The sequence below is a fragment of the Paenibacillus sp. NRS-1760 genome, from assembly GCF_050467785.1.
Classification (GTDB): domain Bacteria; phylum Bacillota; class Bacilli; order Paenibacillales; family Paenibacillaceae; genus Pristimantibacillus.
In genome coordinates, this window is record NZ_JBITPK010000013.1 from 258,087 (window position 1) to 284,622 (window position 26,536).

Below are 26,536 nucleotides of genomic sequence, written 5' to 3' on the forward strand. Positions count from 1 at the left end.
GCATGCAGGCGATCAGAACATTGATTGTAGATGATGAAGAAATGATTCGAAACGGTATTGCTAGACTCATACGCTCTTGCGGTGAGGGGTGGGAAATCGTTGCGACGCTGTCTGATGGCAAAGAAGCAATGGATTATTTGCATCAGTCACAAGGAGCAGTAGATTTGCTTATTACGGATGTGAAGATGCCCGTGATGGACGGTCTAACGTTAATTAGCGAGGGCAAACGCCACTATTCCTTCTTCCCGCTTGTAATTAGTGGTTATGATGAATTTCAATATATTCAGACAGCGCTTCGAGAAGGAGCTGTTGACTATTTCTTAAAGCCTATTGACCGAGAGCAGTTTAAGAATCGAATGGCAGAAATCAAGTTGAAAATTGAAAGCGGACGGTTTCAACATATGAAATGGAATGAGATGGAAAGAAAATCAGAAGAGCTAAAAACATCGCAGCAAGTGCAACTGTTAAGCTATGTCACTTCGGCAGGGCTCGATATTTCGCGCCTAGGATATTGGGTGGATGAGTTTCCGAAAGGCCGATACGTCCTTCAATATGTAAGCCTCGATGCTCTTCCTGTAAAAACAAGAAGTTATACCCCAAAAGACTGGGAGGCTTATGTTTATGTGCTTGAGAATATCATCAAAGAGGTGGTAGAGAAATGTTCGAATGAATCAGAAACCATAGGCTGGTGCTGGAGAGGGGACGATTCGAATTTTTGGATATTGCTGCATCTTCCCGAGGCTTATGGCGAAAACAACGGTTTATTAGAAAAAACATCGTTCGAGCTGTCTGGTCAAATTCGTTCAGCGATTCAGTCCTACACGCCATTTACAGTTTCGGTTTCATGCGGCAGCTCGATTGAGGATTTATATTTGCTGCCAGAAGCAAAGGATCAAGCCTTATCATTAATGTATTATCGTTTATTATATGGCGGCAATCAGTTGTTTGGCCGAGATGGCATACAATTCAAGACGGAGAGCTCTTCAGACCAAATGGATAATGAGCTTGTCCATATTGCGCAGCGAATGAAGCAGGCGGTCGAACAAGTAAATGAGCAAGCAGCGGTTCAGTTTACAAAGGAGTTTTTTGCCCGGCTTGAAAAAATGGATTCGCCTGCCGCGATTCAACGAGCAATAATGAACGCCTTTATTCTTATCCATTCGGTCGGCGTTGAAATGAAAGTGAATACGCCAATGTTAGATTCACTCGAGAGCCGGCTTCAAACGATTAAGCGGGCGATAAATCTTAATGAGCTCAAAGTGGAACTCGATCAGCAGATCGCTCAGCTTGTTCTGGAAATGAAGCGTATGCGTCAAAGCGGCAGCATGAAGCCGATAGAGCAGGCCAAAGCGTGGATCATAGCCAATCTACAAGACGACTTAACGATTAAGCGTATAGCTGAGCAAGTCTATATGAATCCCTCGTATTTCTGTCGGCATTTCAAGACGCAAACAGGTGAAACGATTCTCGATTACATCACGGGTCTTAGAATGGAGAAAGCAAGGGAGCTGCTTATTGATTCGCAATTAAAGCTCTACGATATAAGCGTTCAGGTTGGTTATCAGGACGTAAAGTATTTCAGCAAGCTGTTCAAGCAATGGTCTGGGGAGACGCCATCTAAATATCGAGAACAGAAGTTTTCGAAATGATAGTCAGTATAGTAGAGAAACTAAAGGGTAGGCCTAGCGCCTGCCTTTTTATTTTGTTCACAAACAGCCATGCAATGTGGATTCAAAATACAAAGCGAATACACTCCCCCATAAGTAACGAATGTCTCCTTCTTCACGAACTGTAATTTCGGTAAGGTAGACCTAGAAGGAAGCAAGAAGCAGCAGCATGCAGAGAACAGCGAAGGATGGAGGGTGATTCGGCAATGGCCGAGTACATTTTGGAGCTAGAGGGAATTACAAAAACTTTTCCAGGCGTCAAGGCGCTTGATAATGTCTATTTTAAGTTGAAGCCCGGTGAGATTCATGCGTTGATGGGCGAAAATGGAGCGGGGAAATCAACCTTTATTAAGGTGATTACCGGTGTCCACCCAGCAGATGTCGGCAAAATCCTCTTTGATGGACAACGCGTGGATTTTAAAAATCCTACGGATGCAAAGCGGATGGGCATTGCAGCCATATATCAGCATGTTACTTGTTATCCTGATTTAAGCGTCACAGAAAATATATTTATGGGGCATGAGAAAATTCAAAAAGGGACTAAGCGGATTCTTTGGAACGAAATGCATAAGGAGGCTGATAAGCTTCTGAAGGAGCTTGGCGCAGCATTCAGCCCTAAAACGCAAATGGGAGCATTAAGTGTAGCTGAGCAGCAAATCGTCGAAATTGCGAAAGCGCTTTCCGTTGATGCGAAGATCATTATTATGGATGAACCAACAGCCGCTCTTACCAATAGGGAAAGCGAAGACTTATACCGGATTACAGAGCGTTTGCGTGACAAGGGAACAGCTATTATTTTTATCTCTCATCGCTTCGAGGACATGTATCGACTGGCCAGCAAGGTGACCGTATTCCGGGATTCCAGATACATCGGGACTTGGAATGTGGATGAAATATCGAACCAAGATCTAATTATTGCGATGGTAGGTCGTGAAATTACGCAATTGTTTCCGAAGAAGGAAGCGCAGATTGGGGAAGAATTGCTTCGGGTTGAAGGACTTGGCAGAACCGGCTACTTTGCTGATATTTCTTTTGCGCTGCGAAGAGGGGAAATATTAGGATTGACTGGGCTCGTTGGGGCAGGACGGACAGAGGTTTGCCAAAGCATCTTCGGCATTGAGCGAAGCGACAAAGGAAAGGTGTTCTTCAAGGGGCAGGAAGTGAACATCCGAAAACCGATCGATGCGATGCGTATGGGGATTGGCTACTTGCCGGAGGACAGGCAAAAGCAGGGGCTCGTTCTACAGTGGAGCATCGGTAGAAATATAACATTATCATCACTTGATAAGATTTCAAGCAAAGGTGTTCTTAACACTGGTAAGGAAGCGAGTATCGCTAAGCAATTAGCGGAGAAGGTAAATGTTAAAGCAAAAAGCATATTTGATTTGGCCAGCTCGCTCTCAGGCGGCAACCAGCAGAAGGTTGTATTTGCAAAGCTGCTGACTGCTGATGTGGATGTCATCATTTTGGATGAACCAACCAAGGGTGTGGATGTTGGCGCCAAATCTGCCATATATGAAATGATTAGCGATTTGGCATGTCAAGGGTATGGGATATTGATGGTATCGTCAGAGATGCCTGAAATGATTGGGATGTGCGATCGGGTAGCCGTCATGCGCGAGGGCCGGATAACAGCTTTTCTAGACCGCGATTCGATCTCGCAGGAAGCGATACTTCAAGCATCAATGGCTGACGATCGCCCTCTTATACAACAACATTAAAGGTGGGCATGACACATGCAGGAGAGAGAACTCAGTACGAGAGGTATAACCGCAGCTTCGCTTAGAGCTACAAGGCCAACGCGCACGCTCAGCGCTAAGATTGCCAAATTCAGAGAGCTTGGACTACTCGGATTTATTGTTTTGCTTTCCATTGGCGTTCAGCTTCGCAACCCCAGCTTTTTGACCTTGGAAAATATAAACGATATGGTGACGAACACCGCGATTTTGAGCATTTTGGCTGTAGGGATGATGCTCGTAATCGTTACCCGCGGAATTGATCTTTCCATCGGTGCAACATTGGCTCTTTCAGGCATGATCGCGGCACAGACGGTCAGTGCATTTCCGGAAATACCAGCTGTCGTCGCCCTTCTGATCGGCACTTTAACGGGACTTGTCAGCGGTGTGATCATTGGTTTCCTGGTTTCAAAAATCGGTATCCTGCCCATCATAGCCACACTTGGGATGATGAACGTATTCCGCGGGTTTACTTATCTAACGAGTGGGGGCAAATGGGTTAGTGCACATCAAATGCCTGCAAGTTTCAAAGCGATGGCAACGGGAACAACGCTCGGAATCAATAACCTAATCTTTATTGCAATCCTCATTTATTTCATCGCTTATTATTTCGTTAATCATACCCGAACGGGCAGACAAATCTATGCTGTTGGAAGCAATCCAGATTCGGCAGTAATAAGCGGCATTAAGGTAGACAAAATATTATGGCTCGTATATTCCATTATGGGCGGTCTCTCCGGCTTAGCGGGTGTGCTATGGGTATCCAAATTTGCATCAGCGCAAGGAGATACGGCATCGGGTTATGAGCTCAGTGTAATTGCTGCGTGTGTACTAGGCGGTGTGAGCATTGCAGGTGGTTCTGGCAAAATCTCAGGCATCATCCTTGGCTCTATTTTGCTAGGTATCTTGAATAATGCACTTCCTTTGATTAACGTATCGCCCTTCTGGCAGAACGGCATTCAAGGCGCAATTATTTTGATCGCGGTCCTTATTAATGCAATCGTCAAGCGCGGCGTTGATCGCAACAATCTGATGAGGAGGAAAATCTAACGCTATGGAGCCGAGAATTGTTACGAATAAGCAAGATTTTTCCTTCAAACGGTTTTTCCTTCAGTGGGAATGGATGTTGGTCGTATTGTTTCTTGCCATAACCGTGATGAATATGAATCTATCAGAGTTTTATTGGGATTACGATAATTTGCGTGATGCAACAATGGGATTTCTGGATAAAGCATTTATCGTGCTTCCTATGGTGTTCATCATCATCCTCGCGGATATTGATATATCCGTCGCATCGATTGTGGCTCTATCGTCTGTTATTATGGCGGACTTATTCAATAAAGGTGTCCCTATTGTGCTAGCTATGGTCATTTGTTTGGCAGTGGGCACCATTTGCGGATGGATTAACGGCATCCTCATTGTGAAGTACAAGGAATTGTCCGCGGTCATCATTACTTTGGCAACGATGATCATTTATCGGGGAATCGCCTACATTATTTTGGAGGATCAAGCAGCGGGATCTTTTCCAGAGTGGTTTAGCTATTTGGGCTGGGGGTACGTGGGACCGATTCCGTTTATCTTGATTGTTTTTGCGGTATTTGCCATTGTGTTTAGCTTACTGCTGCACAAAACCGTGTTCGGCCGGCAATTGTACGCGATGGGTAATAACATCAATGCGGCCCGCTTCTCAGGTGTGAATGTCGATCGTGTAAAAGTAATTGTCTTTACGCTTGCAGGACTGATGTCCGCTGTGACTGCTTTGTTTCTAACTTCCCGTATGGGAAGCACGCGTCCTAATATTGCGATGGGGTATGAGCTCGATGTCATTGCCATGGTTGTGCTCGGCGGCATTAGCACGGCTGGAGGAAAAGGAAGAATGGTAGGAGCCATACTAGCGGTCTTCCTCATAGGTTTCCTGCGTTATGGTTTAGGATTAGTCAACGTACAAGCGCAAATCCTGCTCATTATTATAGGCTTGCTTCTTATATTTGCCGTCGCTGTTCCGAGACTTAAAGTAGGTCGGAGTCGTACGAAGAAAACTTAAGTTGGTGCAATACAGTCGATCGGCTGTTTTGTATATAAAGGATTGGACAAAAAAGGGAGGAAAGACAATGAGAAGAAACAAAGTGTTATCTGTATGCTTAACTTTTTTGCTTACGATCTCGATGTTAACCGCATGCGGAGGAGGCAACAGCGGCAGTAATTCCAAAAATACGGGCGGCAACAAGAGCGAAGCTACAGAGAAAAACAAAGGAAATGACACAACGGACAGCGCGAAAAAGAAGAAATATGCCATTATCTTTAAAAACACGGGTAATCCATACGGTGAGAAGCAAATGGAAGGCTATAAAAATGCTGTTGAAGAGCTCGGATATGAAGCGATTTTGAAGGCGCCAGATCAGCCGACAGCAGAAGCACAAATTCAAATGATTGAAGAGCTTATCTCGCAAAAGGTGGACGTGATCGCAATTGCGGCAAATGATCCGGATGCGCTCCAGCCGGCGCTGAAGAAAGCGATGAATCAAGGAATTAAAGTTCTTTCTTTAGATTCAGCGGTTAACGCAGCCAGTCGCATGGTTCATGTAAATCAAGCAGATCCTGAGCGTATCGGCCGCACACTAATTCAAGGTGTATCGGAAATGATTGGCGGCGAAGGCGAAATTGCGATCCTGAGCGCGACCTCGCAAGCGACAAACCAAAACACGTGGATCGAATGGATGAAGAAAGAGTTGGAGGATTCAAAATACAGTAAGATCAAGCTCGTTAAAGTGGCTTACGGTGATGATTTGCGCGATAAAAGCGTGTCCGAGACAGAGGCGCTCTTGAAATCGTATCCTGATCTGAAAGGCATTATTGCACCTACGACTGTAGGAATCGCGGCAGCGGGCAAGGTTTTAACGGATAAGGGTCTCACTGGGAAAGTGCAATTGACCGGTCTTGGCCTGCCAAGTGAAATGGCGGAATATATCGTGAGCGGCGTATGTCAGTGGATGTATTTGTGGAATCCGATTGATGTTGGTTACTTGTCCGGTTATGCAGCAGACGCATTGGTGAACGGCAAGATTACAGGTGCGGTTGGGGATAAGCTGACAGCTGGCAAACTAGGTGAGAAAGAAGTCGTGAAAGATGGTGAAGGCACGCAAATTATGCTTGGCGATCCCTTCAAATTCGATTCCTCTAACATCGCTGAATGGAAGGATGTTTATTAAAACAAACCTTTCATCATTACACATAATCGAAGAATGAGAAGATTAGCCGGGTAGTCGTTGAAGGATCTGCAGCATGCAGGAACTCCTTTTTTGTACTCCCGGCTATTTCTTTATGGATTTATGTTTAGTCTTCCAAATTGAAAGCGATACCAATGTATTGGAAAAGGGAGTGTTTTGGCAAATGAATAGTTTGTTCAGGAAGAAGCTGCTTGGTTTATTTTTAGCAACAGTTCTTGTAATTGCTTTATTACAGCCAGTAGCCGCATTCGGAGCAGAAGGAACGGGCCAAATGACTGCATATGACTTACATACAGAGTATAGCCATAACCCAATCGGAATCGATAACAGCAAGCCGAGACTCAGCTGGTTGCTTGAATCAACAGAGAGAGCACAGATGCAAACTGCCTATCAAATCATTGTCGCTTCAGAAGAGAGCCATTTGGCTGGCAATGAGGGAGACATATGGGATTCTGGCAAAATTATGTCCAGCGATTCCAACAATGTGGAATACAAAGGAGAAGCTTTACAATCCGGAAAACGTTATTTTTGGAAAGTGAAGGTTTGGGATAACAATGATCACGCTTCAGCATGGAGTGAGCCGGGCTTCTGGGAAATGGGATTGCTCGCGCCAACTGATTGGCAAGCCAAGTGGATTGCCGCCTCCACACCTGCGACCGTGCCGACAAGCTATTCAATCGAGCTGGATTTTACAATATTAAATGATGGGGCAGCGATTTTGTTTGGCGGACCTAATGCCTCCAATAATTTTTTCTGGCAGTTTAACGTAAAAGAAAAAGCGTATGCCCAGTTTCGGCCACACACGAATGTCGGCGGTACGAAGCTTATGAAGGAAGTAGATATTTCACGTGTCATTCCGAATGACAAGCAATTGAATGTTGCTTATCATCTGAAAATTGAAGTGAACGGCAAAGAGATCAAAACCTACCTCAACAATGAATTAATCGACACGATGAAAAATGACAATATTTCGTTCGGTCCTATTGGATTTCGTCAGCATAAAGACGCAAGGACGAATGAGCGCGCCTTGTTCGACAATATCGTCATTAAGGATGAACATGGCAAGGAGTTGTTTCAAGCAAATTTTGATGATAAGGAAGCAGCAAGCTTTGAAGGGGGGCAATTAACGGAAGATGGAAAACTTCTCGTAGAGAACGGCACTTTTTATCAGAAAGTCGAAAGCAGAAGCTCACCTATGATGAGGAAAGAATTTGATATTGCGAAGCCAGTGCGTAAAGCGACTGTTTACTCGACGGCGCTTGGACTTTATGAGCTCAGCTTAAATGGGACACGGGTAGGCAGCGATTACTTTAATCCGGGATGGACGGATTACAATAAGCGTTTGCAGTATCAGACCTATGATGTAACCGACATGCTCCTTGAAGGAGGAAATGCGGTTGGGGCCATGCTGGGTGACGGTTGGTACGCGGGAAATGTAGCACATGTTGGTCCAAATCAGTACGGAACTGAGCTGTCGTTTTTATTCCAATTAAAAATTGAATATGAAGACGGCACTAGTGAAACGGTAATGACCGATTCTTCTTGGCATTCAACGACTTCGGGTCCCGTTCGCTACTCCGATATTCTAATGGGAGAGACATATGACGCTCGCAAAGAAATGGATAAGTGGAACCGTTCGAATTATGACGCTTCATCATGGAACGATGTAAAAGAGGTCAGCCATTTCCGCGGGAAGCTGGTTGCACAGGTAGGCCCTACCGTCAAGGCGACGGAAGAATTGAAGCCGATCTCAGTGAAGCAGCCAAGAGCCGGCACTTACATTTTTGATATGGGACAGAACATGGTTGGCTGGGCAAGGTTAAAAGTCGAAGGCACTGCCGGAACGAAAGTGAAGCTGCGGTTTGCCGAGATGCTGAATGATGATGGGACGCTCTACACGGAGAACTTGCGTACAGCTAAACAAACAGATGAATATGTCCTGAAAGGAAGCGGGCTTGAGCAATATGAACCGCATTTCACATTCCACGGTTTCCGTTACGTAGAAGTGACTGGTTATCCGGGTGAACCTGCTTTAGATAGCATAACGGGGATTGTTGTTCACACCGATACACCGAAGACCGGGACATTTGAAACCTCCAATCCGATGGTCAATCAGCTTTATAGCAACATCACATGGGGACAACGAGGAAATTTTTTAAGCGTTCCAACAGACTGTCCTCAGCGTAATGAACGAATGGGCTGGACAGGAGACGCGCAGGTATTCGTTCGCACTGCTACCTACAACATGGAAGTTCCTGGGTTTTACGAGAAATATATGCGGGATGTTGTTGATGCGCAGGGGGCAAATGGAGCATTCCCAGACGTTGCGCCAAATGTTAGCGGAATGGGTAATGGAAGCAACGGCTGGGGAGATGCAGGCGTTATTATCCCATGGACACTGTATTTAGCTTATAACGATACTTCCGTAATCAAAGAGCATTATGATGCGATGGTGAAATGGATCGAGTTTCTCAAAACGAACAGCAACAAGCTCATTCGTCCAGCCGGTGGTTACGGGGACTGGTTGAGCGTGAATGAAACCACACCAACGGATGTGGTGAATACGGCCTATTTTGCATACAGTACGAATTTGTTGTCCAAGATGGCAGCGATCATTGGGAAAACAGACGATGCGGAGAAATATAGTCAATTATTCAAAGATATTAAAGCTGCTTTTAACACCGCGTTTGTTGGTTTGGACGGACAGATCAAAGGCAATACGCAAGCAGGTTATGTGTTTGCACTGCACATGGAATTATTGGATGGAGATATCAAGAAAAAAGCTGCTGAGCATCTAGTTAAAAATATTAAAAGCAAAAACTGGCATCTGTCGACCGGGTTTCTTGGTGTAGGTTATTTACTGCCGGTACTTACAGAGGCGGGCTATACAGAGGTTGCTTACCGCTTGTTGACGAACGATACGTACCCCTCATGGGGATACAGCATTAAAAATGGCGCAACGACCATTTGGGAGAGATGGAATTCCTATACACAGGAGAATGGATTCGGTGACGCAGGAATGAACTCTTTTAACCATTATTCGCTTGGCTCCGTTGGAGAATGGATGTTCCGCTATGCGGCAGGAATCGAGGCTGATCCAGAGCAGCCCGGATTCAAACATATTATCATTCAGCCTACGCCAGGCGGAGAGTTTAGCCATGTGAATGGCGAATACAAGTCTATTTACGGCTTGATCAAGAGCCGCTGGGAGCAGGAGGGCTCAGCCTTCAAGCTGAATGTGACAATTCCAGTTAATACAACAGCGACCGTATACATTCCAGCGGTAGATAAAGCATCCGTAAGTGAAGGCGGACAGCCTGCTGAAGAAGCCGCAGGTGTCAAGTTTTTGCGAATGGAAGGGGACAAAGCGGTCTATTCGGTCGGATCTGGAGCATACTCGTTCGCTAGTACAATGGCTGATTCCAACTTAAAGCTGGAAAGCATCAATTTGAGCAGCAAAGCAACGAAGCTGCAGCAAGGTGAACAAACTCAGCTCACATTAAGCGGAAGTATGGATAATGGCATGGAAGCCGATTTCACTAATGCTGAGATTAAGTATGAGAGCAGCAACACTAATGTGATCAAAGTTACTGATAACGGAATCGCAGCTGCAGTTGGACCCGGCTCCGCAGAAATTACTGCAACGGTAAAATCAGGAGAAGTTGTGCTTACTTCCTCTATTCGGTTGATCGTAGTTACCGGGGCGAATCTGGCGTTAGGAAAAAAGGCAACCGCACGCGAAACGTTGGAGATTTCGCCAGAGTGGGGGGCAGCAGGGCTCACGGACGGCAATTTGGCGCGAAAATATTCATCAACAGGCTCTCCTTCGCAATCTCAGGAAAACAACCCGCTTTGGGTAGAGATTGATCTGGGTGCGAATCAAGATCTGAATAGTGTGGTGTTGTATCCAAGAACGGACTCCAGTACAACAGATTCACGAACCGCCTCCTATCCTATCGATTTCCTTATTCAGGTTAAGTCTGATGAAGGAGATTATATAGAAGTAAAGAGAATGACTGGAGAGCCGAACCCGTTGATGCTGCCACAGCTGTATACGTTTGAAAACCAGACCGCTAGATATGTAAGGCTGTCGGTCAATAAACTTGGGGATATGGCATCAGACGATATTTACTATAGGCTCCAATTAGCTGAGCTGGAGGTATATAACAATCAAGCTGGCTTGCCGGTTACTGGCATAAGCCTAGATCGTACTTCGCTCGAAATGAAGGATGGAGAAAGCATCGAAATTGCTGCGACAGTGCTTCCGGCAAATGCTGCAAATAAGCTGGTGCATTTTGAGTCGAATCACGAGAACATTATCATCACGAATGTTCATTATGATGAAGCTAGCGATACAACGAAAGCAACTGTAACGGCAACCAATAAGGGAGCAGATCAAGTAAATGGCGTCATAACTGTGACGACAGAAGACGGCAGCAAGACTGCTGAGCTAAATGTTACGGTAACCGCAGCTTCCGCAGAACGAGATATGGCTGCTTTGTCAGGAAGTGACACCGTCATAGCAGGACAGGGAACGGAGTGGACGGTCGGTGCTGAAAATGTAGGCTCAAACTTCACGGCTCTTGATGTTATTGTTCATTATGACCCGCAGAAATTCGAATTCCAGACGGTTGGGGAAAGTACTTACCTCTCGCTGGACCCATCGGTCATTCAGTCGTTGAAGCCGAATTTCGAAGTGTTTGGAACGGCGGTTAAAGCCGAGCTTGGCCAGATTCGGATCATCATGGTCACCTCAGGCCAGCAGCAAGCAGGTATTGATGGTGGCAATCTGTTCCGCCTCCACGGGAAGGTGAAACCGAGTGCGCTAGCAGGCAATACAACGATATCGCTGTCTGATTTCCAAGTGTCGAATAATGGGAAGGGAACAATGATGAATGTATCGCGAGCTGTACTCTCGATGGAAGTGCTCCTCGCTGACAAAACAGCGCTGAATACGGCAATCGAACAAGCGCAGGTGTTACATGATGCCGCAATAGAAGGCACGCAGCCGGGCCAGTACCCAACGGGTTCTAAGGCGGCATTGCATGCCGCAATCAACAGTGCGATTGCAGTGAAGATTGATCCGAATGCGACTGTGGAGCAAGTCACCATAGCGCTTAACGGCTTGAATGGAGCAGTAAAAGTGTTTAACGAATCGGTGATTCCATCAGCTCCTGGTGACAGGACGGAGTTAAACCGATTGATTGCAGAAGCACAATTAAAACATGACAGGGCAATCGAAGGCAGAAAGGTCGGCAAGTACGCTGCGGGATCAAAAGCGCTGCTGCTGGCAGCCATTAACACAGCCAAGAATACAGGAAGCAGCCAGTGGCAAATAGATGAGGCTGTAACGATACTAAACAAAGCTCTTCAAGTTTTCAAAGCGAAGATTGTAACACTGATCGAGGGACAAACGAAGGTTACGATTCGAGATCTGTCGATCATAGCGAATTTCTATGGTGTTACCTCCAAAGATCCAAACTGGTCTGAAATTGAGAAAGCAGATGTGATCGGCGCAAATGTAATCGACATTCGTGTATTAGCTTCCATTGCGCAAATGATTCTTGAAGAGTGGAGCTTGGAATAGACATACGAATTTCGAAGTAGGAGGCAGGCATACTAACCTGCCTCATAAACTCTGCTATGAAAGGATTCATGCGATATGTCGAATGCAAAACGAATGACGATAGTATTCACAATTTTAATATGTATGTTCAGTTTAATGCCGATTTCGGCAATGGCGGATAAGGCAGCTGCTTCTTTTGAACTAAAGCTCACCAGTCAAGAAGCCAAAACTGAAATTTCAGTAGTAGGAAAAAACTTAATCGATGTATTTGCCTATGATATTTCGATGAAATATGATTCCACTCGATTGAAGTTTGTTGGAGCACTTACTGCTTTGACAGGTTTTTCTGTCGATCCGATCGTAAAGAAGGGGACCATTCGGTTTGCCCATACGAAGACAGGCAATTCAGCAGGCGAGACAGGGGACAAAGAGCTGGTATTGCTGAAATTTGAGCGAATTGCTGAGGGGAATGCTGAGGTCAGCCTTCAAGCTGTGCAGCTTGTTAATTCGAAATTGGAGATGAATGAACTGAAACCTGTGCTGCAGGTAACTGTAGCTGGAAAATCTATTTCTGTGGATTGGAAAGATATTAAAGGACATTGGGCGGAGAGTGCGTTTAGGGAAGCGGCTGAGCTCGGTTTTGTTACGGGATATGCCGATGGAACATTCCTTCCTAACCGCGCAGTAACGCGTGCGGAGTTCTCAGCGATGATGGTTCGGGCGCTTCATCTAGAACTTGGAGCAGACAGTAAACTTGCCTTCAACGATAGCGATCTAATAGCTGCGTGGGCGAAACCGTATATCGCAACAGCGGTTAAGGCAGGTCTATTAAAAGGTTATGATGATGGAAGCTTCCGCGCAGACCAGTTAATTAATCGGACAGAAATGGTTGCTGTCGTCATGAGGGCTCTTGATCTAAAAGCAGACCAAAAAACGAAGCTGCAGTTTGCGGATGCGTTAGAAATTCCTGTTTGGGCGACTGGTTACGTAGCTGCAGCTGTGGAGACAGGAATAATCAAAGGGCGAAATGGTAACCGGTTTGCACCTCAAGAACATGCTACTCGGGCTGAGTCGGTAGTCGTCATCCTTGCCATGCTGAAGCAAAAATAGAACGATAAACAATAACTAAGGAAAGTCGAGGGGAAAAAAAGTATGAGGAAAACCATGAGTCTTCTATTAGCTTTGGTGATTGGCTTCACATTATGCTTGCCTATGACTAGTACGGCGTATGGCGAAGCGGGTGGAACGGGAGCAACGATGGCGGTAACCGATTTAACGACGGAGTACACGAACAATCCGATCGGTATTGATGTGGTGAAGCCAAGGATGAGTTGGAAGCTTCAGTCCGATAAACGTGGACAGCTTCAAACAGCATACGCCATTCAGGTAGCTAGCACCAAACAGAAATTGCTGGATAATCAACCGGACGTGTGGAATACCGATATAGTTGATTCGAATCAATCGGTAAATGTCGTTTATGACGGCAAACCTCTGGAGTCTGGCAAACGTTACTTTTGGAGAGTAAAAGTATGGGACTTGAACAATGAGAAGGCTTCAGAATGGAGTGATCCTGCTTGGTGGGAAATGGGTCTTCTCCATGGTTCGGATTGGCAAGCGGAATGGATCGGTATGAGCGACGCGAACAATATGACAACAGAAGGTCTTAAATGGGTTTGGTTTCCGGAAGGGAATCCGGCTTCAAATGCTCCTGCAGGAGATCGCTATTTTCGCAAAACCATTCAATTGCCGTTAGACCGGACAATAACACAAGGAAAATTTTTATTAACTGCGGATGATGGGTTCGTGTTATATGTGAATGGAAAGCGAATGGGCAGTTCTATCAAAGCGGTCGATTCATGGAAAGAAGGCAAAATTGTAGATGTCTCAAGTGCACTCATTCCTGGATCTAATACGATTGCAATCCAAACATCAAACGATGGCGGACCTGCTGGTCTTCTTGGCAGCTTGAAAGTGGTATTTGAGGAAGGAACACCTCTTCAATTGAATATGGATCAAGGTTTGAAAGCGGCCAAGGTAAAGATGGAGGGATGGGAGAAATCAGATTTTGATGACAGCAGCTGGTCAGCTGCGATGATCGTCGCGTCCTATGGGGAGTCGCCGTGGGGGAAAAACGTAAAAATTACAGCTTCGCCTCCTTACATTCGCAAAGGTTTCTCTTTAGAGAAGTCCATTGCAAAAGCAAGGCTTTACTCCAGCGCTCTCGGAATATATGAACCTAGCATTAACGGCAAACGTATAGGCAGAGATTTATTTACGCCAGGATGGACAGATTATACGAAGCATATTCAATACCAGACTTATGATGTAACTGATTTGCTTCAAAACGGTGACAACGTCATTGGCGCTATATTGGCTGAGGGATGGTATTCCGGACATGTCGGTTTTATTGGTCCGAACATTTATGGCGATAGCAATTATTTGTTCATGCAATTAAATCTTGAGTACACAGACGGTTCAACAGAAACAATTGGAACGGATCAATCATGGAAATGGGCTGCAGGACCAATTGTATCTTCTAGTATTTTGATGGGAGAGACCTATGATGCAACGAAGGAATTAGACGGATGGGATACTCCTGCCTTCGATGCATCGAGCTGGGATTCGGTTCAGAAATTAGAGGATGAAGTGACTGGGAAGCTAGTCGCCCAGGATGGCCCAACGGTACAAATAATTGAAGAAATGAAGCCGATTAAGATGACAGAGCCGGAACCTGGCAAATATGTGTTTGATTTAGGGCAGAACATGGTCGGAACCGTAAGGCTAAAAGTAAGCGGTGAAGCAGGTCAAACGGTTACTCTGCGACATGCAGAGGTATTAAACCCGGACGGGACCTTCTACACAGCAAACTTGCGCGCGGCAAAAGCAACGGACCGTTATACCTTGAAGGGCGGCGGAGATGAAGTATATGAGCCGAAGTTTACGTTTCATGGTTTCCGTTATGTGGAGGTAACGGGTTATCCCGGCGTGCCGAGTATGGATGCCGTTACAGGGCTGGTCATGCATACAGCAGCACCGTTTAGCGGCAAATTAGAAACTTCTAGTGCGATGTTGAATCAACTGCAAAGCAATATTACTTGGGGGCAGCGAGGCAATTTTTTAGAGGTTCCTACCGATACGCCTGCGCGTGACGAGCGTTTGGGTTGGACCGGTGATATCAATGTCTTTATTGGAGCTGCTGCTTTTAATATGGACGTGGCAAAGTTTATAGGAAGCAAATGGATGAGAGATTTGAGAGATGGACAATCGATTAACGGTGCTTTTCCCGATGTAGCGCCTAATGTTCTCGGAGAAAGAGGCAATGCCGGCTGGGGGGATGCTGGCGTTACCGTTCCGTATACCATTTGGCAGCGTTACGGAGATATCCGTGTTATTGAAGAAAATTATGATGAAATGGTTCACTGGATCGAATATATGAGAAAAAATAGCTCTGGACTTATTCGTCCGTCGTCGATGTATGGTGATTGGCTGGATGTGAATGATCCAACGCCAGGAGATTTAATCTCTACCGCTTATTTTGCGTACAGTACAAAACTGGTATCCGAAATGGGGCATGCCATCGGCCGTCAAGAAGATGCCGACAAGTACGAGCAGCTTTATGAGCAAGTGAAAGCAGCGTTTGTTAAAGCCTATGTTAGCGAAGATGGAAAAGTTAAAGGAAATAGCCAAACGGGATACGTCTTGGCTTTGTACATGGATTTGGTTCCCGAATCGAAACGTCAAGCTGCGGCGGATCATTTGGTAGAGCTGATTAAAGCGCGCGACTGGCATTTATCAACCGGTTTTCTTGGGACGAGAGATTTATTGCCGGTATTGAGCGAAACGGGACATTTGGATGTTGCTTACCGATTGCTCAACAATGACACTTATCCTTCATGGGGATATCAGATCAAAAATGGTGCGACTACGATGTGGGAGCGCTGGGATTCTATTAAGCCGGATGGCAGTTTCCAAGACATTGGCATGAACTCTTTTAACCATTACGCTTATGGAGCAGTCGGAGACTGGATGTATCAAAATATTGCCGGCATTCAACAGGACCCTGCAAGCCCGGGTTATAAGCATATTTTGATTAAACCTCGACCTGGTGGAGATTTGACTAGTGCCAAAGGATCGTACAATTCTGTTTACGGCATGATTGTAAGCGATTGGAAAAAAGAAGGGGATATTTTTAGCCAGCATGTCACGATTCCAGCAAACACAACGGCTACGGTCTATATCCCTGCAGACAGCAAGTGGGCAGTAACAGAGAGCAGCCAATTTGCATTGTCGGTGGAAGGTGTACAATTTGCTGGTATGGAGGAAGGCAATGCGGTATTCACTGTAGGCTCGGGTGATTATCAGTTTGTAGTTGATCCTATTATTGGAGAGTTAGGCAGTGCACTTGATGAAGCGGACAAATTTCAAAATGAAGTAATAAGCTATTCCAATAATGGAGAGCTCACCAGCGAACAAACTCATGCACTTTCAGATAAAGGCGAGGCGCTTGCAAGCCGAATTGAAGCAAGTATTGAGGCGTACAAAGCAAGTGATGATACTCTCTTTATCGAGCAAGTTCATCATGCTTTATATGAAACAGACGGTTTACAGCTATGGTTGCAAGAACAAAACAATGCTGGGTCAATAAACGACATTATTGCTAAAAAATTAGCAAATCTTGTTTCAAACGCAACAACGTTTTTGTCAGCCATTAGTAATGAAAAGCTAGGAATAAAGTGGTTAATTAGCCCTTCCGAGGTATCCGTACTGCCCGGAAATACATTTACAGTTGAAGTGAAAGCAACTAACGATGGCGATGTGAGCATTAATGATGTTCGTTATACTCTCCAGAAACCCGAAGGATGGGAAGTCACTTCGATAGGAGATAACCAAACGTCTGTCATTAAACCAGGTGAAACGTTTGCTGCTGCATTTCGTGTGAAAGTGTCGGAGCAACAAAAACCCACTAGCCTATTTAATATAGTTGGCAGCGGAAGCTACAAAATAAATGATGCAACAGTGGAAGTGCCTTTGAAGACGACAATAAAGATCGATTCGCCAATTATTATCAAAGCATTAAAGGCTGAACCAGCAACAATCGAGCCTAGCGGTACAGCAACGGTTAATACAACCATTCAAAATAAAGGAAGCTTTTCCGTTGAAGGATCTATAGAGCTCAGTGCTCCTTTAAACTGGACGGTTTCCCCTGCACGCCAAGCCTATAGCCTTGAAGCCGGTGAAGAAAAGAATATTAGTTTTGAGGTGAAATCACCGCTTCTTGCCGTTGAAACGGCTGCTGAGCTGCATGCGATTGCTTCGTTTAATGGAGCTGAAGCAGCCAAGAGCAGTACGACCATTCAAGTGCGTTATAAAAACCCGCCGCTAGACTTTTACGATCATGTAGACGTTGGCGAACAAGGCTCTGAACAAAAACATAATGTAAAGTTTTCCGCTCAGTCCGGTGCAAATGTTGAGGAGGGATTAACGAGAAGGTATGTTAATCATGGAGACGCAAATGGTTATTTCCAATTTGATATGACCGTTGAGTCAGGCAAACCTTTCATCATTAGGGCAATCGAAACGTATGATCGGGCACAAATGAAAGATTATTATGTATTGGTAAACGGAACGAAAGTGCTCAGCCGCGTGAATGAAAAAGATAGCCGAGGTATTGTAACCTATCAATTTGTTGTTGATGATATCTCTTTAACAAAGGATGGCAAGGTGACTGTTCGGTTCCAAGAAGATGAGGAAGGACGCAATTATGATCCTTCGATTGCCGACGTTTGGACGATGCCGCTGAACGCAGAATATGTCTCATTACAGGATATTCCTGCTAGAGTAGCTGGGGACTCCATAACGATAGCGGGGTATACGACACAAGATAAAGTGGAGGTAAAGGTACTAGGGCCGGATCAAGCAATGTTGTTCAATAAAGAATTGCCTGGCGGTGTATTTAGTGCATCCTATTTAATAGAAAAAGATGCGTCTTCGGGAACTTATACAGTGGTTGCAGGCAATGGAACGACGCAAGCAATCAAGCGTTTCGAAGTAAGTGCAAATATCCCTGTTACTGAACTAAAGCTGGATCGTTCTTCCATCGAATTGAAGGATGGTGAAAGCATTGAAATTTCTGCGACAGTCTTTCCGGCAAATGCAACAAACAAAAATGTGCATTTTGTATCTAATCATGAAAACATCGTTGTCACGAATGTTCATTATGATGAGGCTAGTGCAGCAACCAAAGCAACCGTTACGGCAACCAATAAGGGAGCGGAAGCATTAACAGGTCTCATAACGGCGAAGACGGAAGATGGAGCAAAAACAGCTGAGCTGAATGTCAAAGTAACCGCAGTTGCTTCAGAAAAAGATATGGCCACACTGTCAGGTCCTGCAATGGTCTTCGCAGGGCAGGAGGCAGAGTGGACAATTGGAACGGACAATATAAGTTCGAATTTCACGGCTCTTGATGTTATTTTTCATTATGATCCGCAGAAGTTTGAATTCCAGACAGTGAAAGAAGGCATATCTCAAGCGTTAGATACGTCAGCCATTCAATCGTTGAAGCCGAATTTCGCTGTATTCGGGAGTGCGGTTAAACCAGAGCTTGGCCAGATTCGAATCATTATGGCAACCACGGGTGAGCAGCAAGGCGGTATCGACAGTGGTCCTTTGTTCAGCCTCCACGGTAAGGTGAAGGCAGATGCGAAGGCAGGCAGCACGACCGCATCGTTGTCTGATTTCGAAGTATCGATGAATGGCAAAGGAACGATAATGAATGTGTCCCAAGCGTCGCTATTGATCGAAGTGAATCTTGCTGATAAAACGGCGCTGAATGCAGCAATCCAGCAAGCGGAGTCCGCTCATGAAGCTGCGGTGGAAGGAACTTTACCTGGTCAGTATCCAATTGGAGCTAAAGCAGCATTGCAAGCAGCAATCAACAGCGCGACAGCCGTCAAGAATGATGCGAATGCGACAGGTGAGGAAGTTGCTGGTGCGCTTAATGCTTTGAATGCGGCTATGAAACAGTTTGCCGACTCGGTCATTCCATCGATTCCTGTGGACAGAACCGTATTGAACGCTGCGATTGCAGCAGCACAGACGAAACATGACAGGGCGATTGAAGGGACTAAGGTTGGAAAGTATGCTGCAGGATCAAAAGCGGCGCTTCAAGCAGCTATTAATACGGCCAAAAACGCTGGCAGCAGTCAGTGGCAGGTGGATGAAGCTGTAACGTTGCTAAACAAAGCTGTTCAAGTATTCACAGCGAAGATCGTGACATTAATCGAGGGACAAACGAAGGTTACGATTCGAGATCTATCGATTATTGCGAAGTTCTACGGCGTAACCTCAGCAGATCCGAACTGGTCTGAAATTGAGAAAGCGGATGTGCTAGGCATAAATGCAATTGACATTCGTACTTTAGCGGCAGTTGCCCAAATGATCCTCGACGAGTGGCGCACAGAATAGCATTTTTGTAATTGATTAAGAAAAATAATGGTTATGCTCAAAGTTAAGACACAGGGTCAAAGATCAAGGAAAAGAGCAGGTTATCGAAAAGATAACCCGCTCTTTTTTTCGCATTCCATTTGTATTCCAGATCTTATCTCTGATTTTCTCGCTCTATATTTGACAAAATCGCTTATAAGTGCGCAGAATTCTTATTGATCTTTTGGAGCAAAGTAACCAATAGTTCTATCTCTTCTGCTGATAATCCTTCGGCAAGCGTGTTATTTATTTCCGCAAGAATCGCTTGGAGCACCGGAGCAAACTCAAGTGCCTTCGATGTCGGGTAGAGCAGTGAAGAGCGGCGGTCCTTAGGATCAACTCTTCGCTCGATATATCCGGACTCCTCCAGCTGCTTTACTGAACGAGCCGTTGTTGCCTTATCAAATTTCAACTCATTGGTCATTTGATCCTGTGTTATGCCAGGTTGTTTCAGAATCAGCTTAAGGAAGCTTGGCTGCCCGCCACTGCCGATACCATAGGGCAAAAGCTCACCAGCGAGCTTTTTTTGATTTTGGCGATGAAGCTGAGAAATCAGCTTGCCGATCGGTTCCTGGTTCGATTTCATCATGCGCACCTCTTTAAATAAATTTCAAATCGTCGATTAGCCTTTCCTCAAACACTACATGAAATTGGTTGCGCGCGCAACTACATTGTAGTACACTGGGTGTATTATTTGGTTGCGTTCGCAACTATATATCAATAAAGAGGTATGAGGTGCTAGGTATGAGTACAATTGGTGCAACCTATCAAGAGGATGAGGCGATCCAGAAAAAACGCTGGATGATCCTGATCGTATTAAATTTATTCACTTTTATGGCAACGCTTGATGGCAGCATTGTCAATATTGCTTTGCCTGTGCTGGTCAAGCAGCTGCATCTGCCTCTAGCGCAGGTAGAGTGGGTGACGACCATCTATTTAATGTCGATTTGCACAGTCATACTTTTCTTTGGAAAGCTGGGGGATATTGCTGGCAAAATAAAAATCTTCAAAATTGGTATGATCGTTTTCATTTTTGGATCACTGCTTTGTGGACTAAGCTCATCTCTACCCTTCCTCATCGCTTCACGGGTTATACAGGCGATAGGGGCTTCGATGACCATGGCCAACAGCCAGGGCATTGTCACCGATATTTTCCCGTCCACAGAGAGGGGCAAAGCGATTGGGCTGATCGGTACCTTCGTTTCGTTAGGCAGTATTGCGGGACCTAGCTTGGGCGGCATTATTGTCTCGACCTTAGGCTGGGAATATATTTTCTGGGTGAATGTTCCGATCGGACTGATTGCCATTATCCTCGGATGGAAGGTATTGCCTTCGGACTTTATCAAGGTAAAATCTAAAATCGATATTCCCGGCAGTCTTTTGTTCGCCGTGTTCATTATCGCGCTGTTTGCTGGACTGCTGCTTGGTCAGCAATTAGGGTATGGAGACAGCCTGATTATTTTATCACTGATCGTAGCAGGCGCTGTTTTCATCGCTTTTATAGGAGTGGAGCTTCGCAGTTCTCATCCGCTGTTGCAGCTTTCGCTATTTAAAAATTCTTTGTTTTCACTCAGTATTCTTTGCGGATTCCTTGTGTTTGTAGCTAACTTCTGCTTTAACATTATTGCACCTTTCTATGCGCAGAATATGTTGGAGCTGTCCCCCTTTTATGCAGGGTTCCTGCTTATGTTATTTCCGATCTGCATGGTCGTCATCTCTCCGATAAGTGGGGCATTATCGGATAAGATCGGCTCTGAGGCACTCACCTTCGCTGGACTAATCGTTATGGTCATCGCACAGTTTGGGCTAGCCCACCTGCATGACGGCAGCTCTGTGGTGCTCGTGGGCGTTTGGATCGCTATGCTCGGCATCGGCAGCGGTTTATTTCAGCCGCCAAACAATTCTCTTATTATGTCCAAGGTTCCACGCACACAGCTCGGCTCTGCCGGCAGTGTCAACTCACTGGTCCGCAACGTGGGTATGGTTGTCGGTATTACGCTTGCCACTACCATCTTGTTTCACGAAATGAGCAGCAAAGCCGGATACCGGGTAACCGACTTAATTCCAGGCCAACCCGCTATTTTCCTATCCGGCATGCATGTCGTATTCATGACATCATCGGCCATCTGCTTAGTATGTGCAATGCTGACTGGCTGGAGACTCGTCATTATGAAAAAAGCAAAAAGAGCAACAGCCTAAAAACGCATGACTTTAAGTATCCTTCCACGTTCTTGACTGTACAGTCAAGAACGTGGTAAGGTTATCTCATGAGCAGACCAAGAGAATTTGATGTCGATCGTGTTTTGCACCAGTCCATGGAAGTGTTCTGGTCCAAAGGGTTTAAGTCCACCTCTTATGAGGATCTAACCCGTATGACGGGAGTCAAGAAGCAAAGCTTATACTGTGTATTTCATGACAAGAGAGCCTTGTTCCTGAAGGCTTTAGCACATTATCGTGAACAGAGCATTTCGTTACTGAAAGAGCTGGAGGAGCAGAACATTTCTCCACTAGAGAAGCTCGACTCATTACGCAGATCTCTTCTAAACGATGAAGCCATGTGCCGAGGATGCTTAATGGTCAATTCGTCTCTGGAGTTCGGAAAAGAGGACGAGCAGGTCACTCGTGAAATCGAGCTCATGTTCCTCGAAGCCGAACAGGTTCTAGAGAAAATCATGAGCAGCGGTCAGCAGCAGCAATTGATCACCTCCCGTTTTTCCAGCAAAGAGCTTGCAGCTTATTTGAACAACGCTATTTCAGGCGCTAGAATTTTAGAGAAATCAGGCGCAGCTCGTGAACAAATCGAGGCGGTCTTGCGTACATCTTTTGCAATGATTTTGCCTTGATTTTTTTTGCTAAGATTTTGACCGATGAGTCAAGAATATGAAATAAATTCAGATGATAAACAAACACTACAACCTTAAGGAGGTGGTGGGCAGGTAATTCCCTTTGGATGAACATTCACATTAAAATCGCGTAGATTGCTGCAGGCGACTGCCTGTTATATTACGAAACATTATAAAATTAATTTTGGAGGCTATTATGAACTATACTCAAACCGTAGAACCGCTGTTTAAACCTTTCAAGATAGGAAATTTGGAATTAGCTAATCGGATCGTCATGGCACCGATGACCCGTCAATTTTCACCTAACGGCGTGCCAGGTGCAAATGTAGCTTCCTACTATCGTCACAGAGCAGAGAACGGTGTAGGTCTGATTGTGACTGAAGGAACCATAATCAATCACCCGGATGCATCCAATCAGCAGAACATTCCCCATTTTTACGGCGAAGCAGCCTTAAATGGCTGGGCAAATGTGGTGTCTGAAGTACATGAAGCAGGCGGTAAGATTATTCCGCAAATTTGGCATATGGGAGCACGCGGACATGTTGGCGATTATACGGAAGCAGAAATTGCAGATATCGTCCAATCGTTCGCACATTCAGCGCTGGAAGCCAAGCGGATAGGATTCGATGGCATTGAGCTGCACGGCGCGCATGGATATTTAATTGATCAATTCCTTTGGGAGAAGACTAACCCGCGCACGGATCGTTATGGCGGGGACATGCTGGCACGCACTACCTTTGCGGTAGAGGTTGTCAAAGCTTGCCGCCTGGCAGTCGGAGCAGAATTCCCCATCGTGCTGCGATTATCCCAATGGAAATCGAATGATTACACAGCAAAATTAGCTGAAACCCCGGAACTGCTGGAACAGTTCCTTACCCCGCTCGTTGAGGCAGGCGTAGATATATTCCATTGTTCCACTCGCCGTTTCTGGGAGCCTGAATTCGAAGGCTCTGATCTTAATTTTGCCGGATGGGTCAAAAAGCTTACAGGCAAACCAACGATTACCGTTGGATCTGTTGGTCTTGATGGCGACTTCATTAGCCTTTTCCAAGAAGGAAAGGGTGCCGCTAACGTCGGGCTTGAAGGATTGATTCAAAGGCTCGAGCGTGAAGAGTTCGACATGGTAGCCATCGGCCGAGCGCTATTGGTTGATCCGGCTTGGGCAGCCAAAATCCGGGACGGCCGGACAGACGAGCTGATTCCATTTACTTCAGAGGCATTAAAAACACTAAATTAAGTCAGGATATTAATCGACTTTCAGGTGGAAATAATAGGTGAGTAAGCATGCTGCGTAATGCAGCATGCTTTTTTACATTTCATTTAAATCGTGCATTCATATTATTAGTCAATTGATGTGAAATGGGATAAAGCTCCATCTCCATGCATAATTGGGCGCTTCGAGGGTAATTATACCAAATGAAATATTGTCCGGAAAATGGAGGTGAATAACAGTGGAAGTATCCTTTTCTAGACTTCAAATCATTTTTTTATTGTTGTTATCGCTCGGAATATCGAATCATGTACTAATCATTCCGCATCTGTTAAAAGCAGCGGGACGCGATGCCTGGATTAGTATTCTGCTTGCTTATGCTGGATTGATTGTTTGGAGCCTGATCTTATATTGGATTTTAAAATCGATGAGTACTTTATCGTTTCAAAGCTGGATTGAAGGCCGAATCGGAAAAATCGGTTTTAATGTCATTGGCGGTGGATTCGCTCTATATTTACTGGTAGCCGGCATGATGATTGTTTTTGATACAACAAAAAACGTCAATATTTATTTCCTCCCGAGAACACCGAGTGCTATCGTTATCCTCAGCTTTATTTTCTTGGCTTACTGCGCTGCTAGAGGGGGACTCAAAACCATCGTATATATGTCTACCGTATTATTGCCTGTCGTTTGGATATTGGGAATCGGCGTAGCTATTATGACAAAGAACAGCAAAGATTACGGCATGCTGCAACCCATTTTGACAGAAGGAATAGGTCCAGATCTGAGAGGAATAGTGGTCGTTTTTGGCGGGAGCATAGACCTCATGGTGCTGCTTCTATTACAGCATAAATTGAAGAAACCTTTGAATTATAGCACCGTTTTTGTGCTGCTTACCTTATTAGTGGGATTGATCCTGGGACCTACTATAGGATCTTTAGCTTCCTTTGGGCCGATCCAGGCTGAAAATTTTCGGTTTCCCGCTTTTGAGCAGTGGAGGCTGGTGATGATCGGAAGACATATTTCGCATGTAGACTTTTTTGCAGCTTTTCAATTAATGGCCGGAAGTATCGTGAGAACGGCCCTTATCATCTATTTTTTAGCTCAACTTATTGGACGTGGTTCTGAGAAATATTCAAAAACGATTATGATTTGCATAACAGTTGTCATTTCTATACCTTCGCTATTAATGATTAGTGATATTAGCATGCAGGCGTTCATTCAGCGCTACTTCTATAGCTATTCACTGTGGTTTGGAGTAGCCATAACGGCGATACTCTTTATGATCACCTATATGCCACATCGAAGAGAGGAAGCCCAATGAATCAGCTGCTTGAAGAATCAAAGCTTTTTGTTGATCTGGAAACTAGCCTGCAAAGTGGAAGCCTAAGGAAGAGCCAATTGATAGATGTATTCTCCAATTACTCAGATGTGCAATTTCCCCCATTGCCGCAACTGGAGATGCAGGATAAGCTGACGGCATTTTATTGTGAAGGAATGGTTGATAAAACGGAGTTGAACATCTATTTCACCCGCATGTGCCAGTATATTAACGCCATGTTATGCGGTACGGATGAAGTACAGGCTCAAGTGGACGAATTACCCTTATTCGCAATAAAAACGACAGCTGAAGATATGGTGTCTCATTTATTTTGCGGCAGCTTGATTATATATTGTGAAGGAGCAGTGGACTTTTGGGTTGTTCACATTTCTAAGATTCCACAGCGGTCGTTGCAGGAATCGAATACAGAAATTTCAATTAAGGGGCCAAAAGACGCCTTCACGGAAGATTTGTTTACGAATATCTCACTCATTCGGAAACGGATGCAAACGGGTTTGCTGTTCAGTGAGCAGTTCGTCATTGGGAACATTAGCAAAACCGAAGTATCTTTGCTTTATCTTAGTCATAAAGCGAACCCGGAAATGATAGCCGAAGCACGTAAACGATTGAGTAACATTGATTTGGAAAGTGTGGTAAGCAGTGGGCAGTTGGAGCAATGGTTATCGGATCGAACCTTCTCGCTGTTTCCGTTAATTGATTATATTGGTCGTCCAGATTTTGTTATCGAAACCCTTCTGCGGGGGAGATTTATCATTGTTGTAGACGGATCACCCATGGTACTGATCGGACCGAGCAACTTTTTTGAGTTATTAAAATCACCAGAGGATGTCCATTTCCCCTATTTTTATGTCATGCTCCAACGAACCCTTCGCATAATGGGGCTCGTCCTCAGTATTTTTTTACCTGGCTTCTGGATTGCCATTGCAACCGTAAATCTGGATCAAATCCCTTTTTCCTTATTATCAACAGTAGTCATATCTCGTGAAGGTGTTCCAATGCCATCTTTCCTTGAAGCATTGCTGCTGTTATTTCAATTTGAATTGCTTAGAGAAGCGGGCGTTCGGCTGCCTAAAGCTGTTGGACAAACCATCGGTATTGTCGGCGGTTTAATTATTGGAGACTCGTTAATAAAGGCTGGGCTTGCTTCACCCACATTGCTTGTTGTTATTGCTATTTCGGTGGTAGCTACATTTAGTTTGGTCAATCAGTCGCTGTCAGGAACAGTCAGCCTGCTCAGACTTTTTATTTTGCTAATTTCCTCTATGCTTGGCATTTACGGTTTCTTTCTGTGCATGTTTCTGATTCTGATCTATTTATGCAGGCTCGATTCGTTTGGGCTTTCCTATCTAGAACCGATATCCTCCTTGCGAATGAAAGACTGGTTATCTGCGTTGCTTGCTGATCCATTCAGAAGGTCACGTTTCTCTTCGGCGATGTTAAACAAAAGGAAAAGGTGAGAG

14 protein-coding genes are annotated in these 26,536 nt (G+C 45.1%); 13 read left to right on the plus strand and 1 reads right to left on the minus strand.

All coding sequences use genetic code 11. From position 1 onward, the window contains the following. Window positions 1-2: 2 nt before the first annotated feature. The 8 genes from ACIFSR_RS16735 to ACIFSR_RS16770 all read left to right on the plus strand — a co-directional run bounded on the left by ACIFSR_RS16735 (window position 3) and on the right by ACIFSR_RS16770 (window position 19,663). Window positions 3-1,649, plus strand: coding sequence for a response regulator transcription factor (locus ACIFSR_RS16735; protein ID WP_430058518.1), 1,647 nt, complete (start codon window positions 3-5; stop codon window positions 1,647-1,649). A gap of 224 nt (window positions 1,650-1,873) precedes the next feature. After that, window positions 1,874-3,388 (plus strand): sugar ABC transporter ATP-binding protein, encoded by a 1,515-nt coding sequence (locus ACIFSR_RS16740; RefSeq protein WP_430058521.1) that lies wholly within the window; start codon window positions 1,874-1,876, stop codon window positions 3,386-3,388. A 15-nt stretch (window positions 3,389-3,403) separates the two neighbouring features. After that, window positions 3,404-4,453, plus strand: a complete 1,050-nt coding sequence (locus ACIFSR_RS16745; RefSeq protein WP_339202969.1) for an ABC transporter permease — start codon at window positions 3,404-3,406, stop codon at window positions 4,451-4,453. A 4-nt stretch (window positions 4,454-4,457) separates the two neighbouring features. Further along, window positions 4,458-5,447: an ABC transporter permease gene (locus ACIFSR_RS16750; RefSeq protein WP_339202968.1), complete on the plus strand. Its 990-nt coding sequence runs from the start codon at window positions 4,458-4,460 to the stop codon at window positions 5,445-5,447. 67 nt (window positions 5,448-5,514) lie between these two features. Continuing rightward, entirely contained in the window at window positions 5,515-6,612 is a 1,098-nt protein-coding gene (rhaS, locus tag ACIFSR_RS16755) for a rhamnose ABC transporter substrate-binding protein (RefSeq protein ID WP_339202967.1), read from the plus strand. A 181-nt stretch (window positions 6,613-6,793) separates the two neighbouring features. Continuing rightward, window positions 6,794-12,217 carry a family 78 glycoside hydrolase catalytic domain gene (locus ACIFSR_RS16760; RefSeq protein ID WP_430058526.1) on the plus strand — a complete coding sequence of 1,808 codons (5,424 nt, stop codon included), beginning with the start codon at window positions 6,794-6,796 and terminating at the stop codon, window positions 12,215-12,217. A 75-nt stretch (window positions 12,218-12,292) separates the two neighbouring features. Then, on the plus strand, window positions 12,293-13,306 hold the full coding sequence (locus ACIFSR_RS16765) for an S-layer homology domain-containing protein (RefSeq protein WP_430058529.1): 1,014 nt from the start codon (window positions 12,293-12,295) through the stop codon (window positions 13,304-13,306). A gap of 42 nt (window positions 13,307-13,348) precedes the next feature. After that, window positions 13,349-19,663, plus strand: a complete 6,315-nt coding sequence (locus ACIFSR_RS16770) for a family 78 glycoside hydrolase catalytic domain (RefSeq protein ID WP_430058532.1) — start codon at window positions 13,349-13,351, stop codon at window positions 19,661-19,663. A gap of 172 nt (window positions 19,664-19,835) precedes the next feature. Here ACIFSR_RS16770 and ACIFSR_RS16775 read toward each other — a convergent pair whose 3' ends face one another. Continuing rightward, a complete protein-coding gene (locus ACIFSR_RS16775) occupies window positions 19,836-20,267 on the minus strand; it encodes a MarR family winged helix-turn-helix transcriptional regulator (RefSeq protein ID WP_339209652.1) in 432 nt (143 codons plus the stop codon). Between the two features lie 158 nt (window positions 20,268-20,425). On the opposite strand from ACIFSR_RS16775, the gene ACIFSR_RS16780 reads away from it, so the two are divergent. The 5 genes from ACIFSR_RS16780 (at window position 20,426) to ACIFSR_RS16800 (ending at window position 26,533) form a co-directional block, all read left to right on the plus strand. Then, entirely contained in the window at window positions 20,426-21,880 is a 1,455-nt protein-coding gene (locus ACIFSR_RS16780) for an MFS transporter (RefSeq protein ID WP_430058535.1), read from the plus strand. 68 nt (window positions 21,881-21,948) lie between these two features. Further along, window positions 21,949-22,524 (plus strand): TetR/AcrR family transcriptional regulator, encoded by a 576-nt coding sequence (locus ACIFSR_RS16785; RefSeq protein WP_339202960.1) that lies wholly within the window; start codon window positions 21,949-21,951, stop codon window positions 22,522-22,524. A 196-nt stretch (window positions 22,525-22,720) separates the two neighbouring features. Further along, window positions 22,721-23,761 (plus strand): NADH:flavin oxidoreductase, encoded by a 1,041-nt coding sequence (locus tag ACIFSR_RS16790; protein ID WP_430058537.1) that lies wholly within the window; start codon window positions 22,721-22,723, stop codon window positions 23,759-23,761. A 214-nt stretch (window positions 23,762-23,975) separates the two neighbouring features. Next, window positions 23,976-25,058: an endospore germination permease gene (locus tag ACIFSR_RS16795; RefSeq protein WP_430058540.1), complete on the plus strand. Its 1,083-nt coding sequence runs from the start codon at window positions 23,976-23,978 to the stop codon at window positions 25,056-25,058. Continuing rightward, window positions 25,055-26,533, plus strand: coding sequence for a spore germination protein (locus tag ACIFSR_RS16800; RefSeq protein WP_430058542.1), 1,479 nt, complete (start codon window positions 25,055-25,057; stop codon window positions 26,531-26,533). The genes ACIFSR_RS16795 and ACIFSR_RS16800 overlap by 4 nt, the downstream gene beginning before the upstream one ends. Window positions 26,534-26,536: the final 3 nt, after the last annotated feature.

Coding starts and splice junctions, on each gene's coding strand:
- ACIFSR_RS16780 (WP_430058535.1), top strand. CDS start 20,426: ATGAGTACAATTGGTGCAACCTATCAAGAGGATGAGGCGATCCAGAAA.
- rhaS (WP_339202967.1), top strand. CDS start 5,515: ATGAGAAGAAACAAAGTGTTATCTGTATGCTTAACTTTTTTGCTTACG.
- ACIFSR_RS16800 (WP_430058542.1), top strand. CDS start 25,055: ATGAATCAGCTGCTTGAAGAATCAAAGCTTTTTGTTGATCTGGAAACT.
- ACIFSR_RS16790 (WP_430058537.1), top strand. CDS start 22,721: ATGAACTATACTCAAACCGTAGAACCGCTGTTTAAACCTTTCAAGATA.
- ACIFSR_RS16745 (WP_339202969.1), top strand. CDS start 3,404: ATGCAGGAGAGAGAACTCAGTACGAGAGGTATAACCGCAGCTTCGCTT.
- ACIFSR_RS16760 (WP_430058526.1), top strand. CDS start 6,794: ATGAATAGTTTGTTCAGGAAGAAGCTGCTTGGTTTATTTTTAGCAACA.
- ACIFSR_RS16770 (WP_430058532.1), top strand. CDS start 13,349: ATGAGGAAAACCATGAGTCTTCTATTAGCTTTGGTGATTGGCTTCACA.
- ACIFSR_RS16750 (WP_339202968.1), top strand. CDS start 4,458: ATGGAGCCGAGAATTGTTACGAATAAGCAAGATTTTTCCTTCAAACGG.
- ACIFSR_RS16765 (WP_430058529.1), top strand. CDS start 12,293: ATGTCGAATGCAAAACGAATGACGATAGTATTCACAATTTTAATATGT.
- ACIFSR_RS16740 (WP_430058521.1), top strand. CDS start 1,874: ATGGCCGAGTACATTTTGGAGCTAGAGGGAATTACAAAAACTTTTCCA.
- ACIFSR_RS16785 (WP_339202960.1), top strand. CDS start 21,949: ATGAGCAGACCAAGAGAATTTGATGTCGATCGTGTTTTGCACCAGTCC.
- ACIFSR_RS16735 (WP_430058518.1), top strand. CDS start 3: ATGCAGGCGATCAGAACATTGATTGTAGATGATGAAGAAATGATTCGA.
- ACIFSR_RS16775 (WP_339209652.1), bottom strand. CDS start 20,267: ATGAAATCGAACCAGGAACCGATCGGCAAGCTGATTTCTCAGCTTCAT.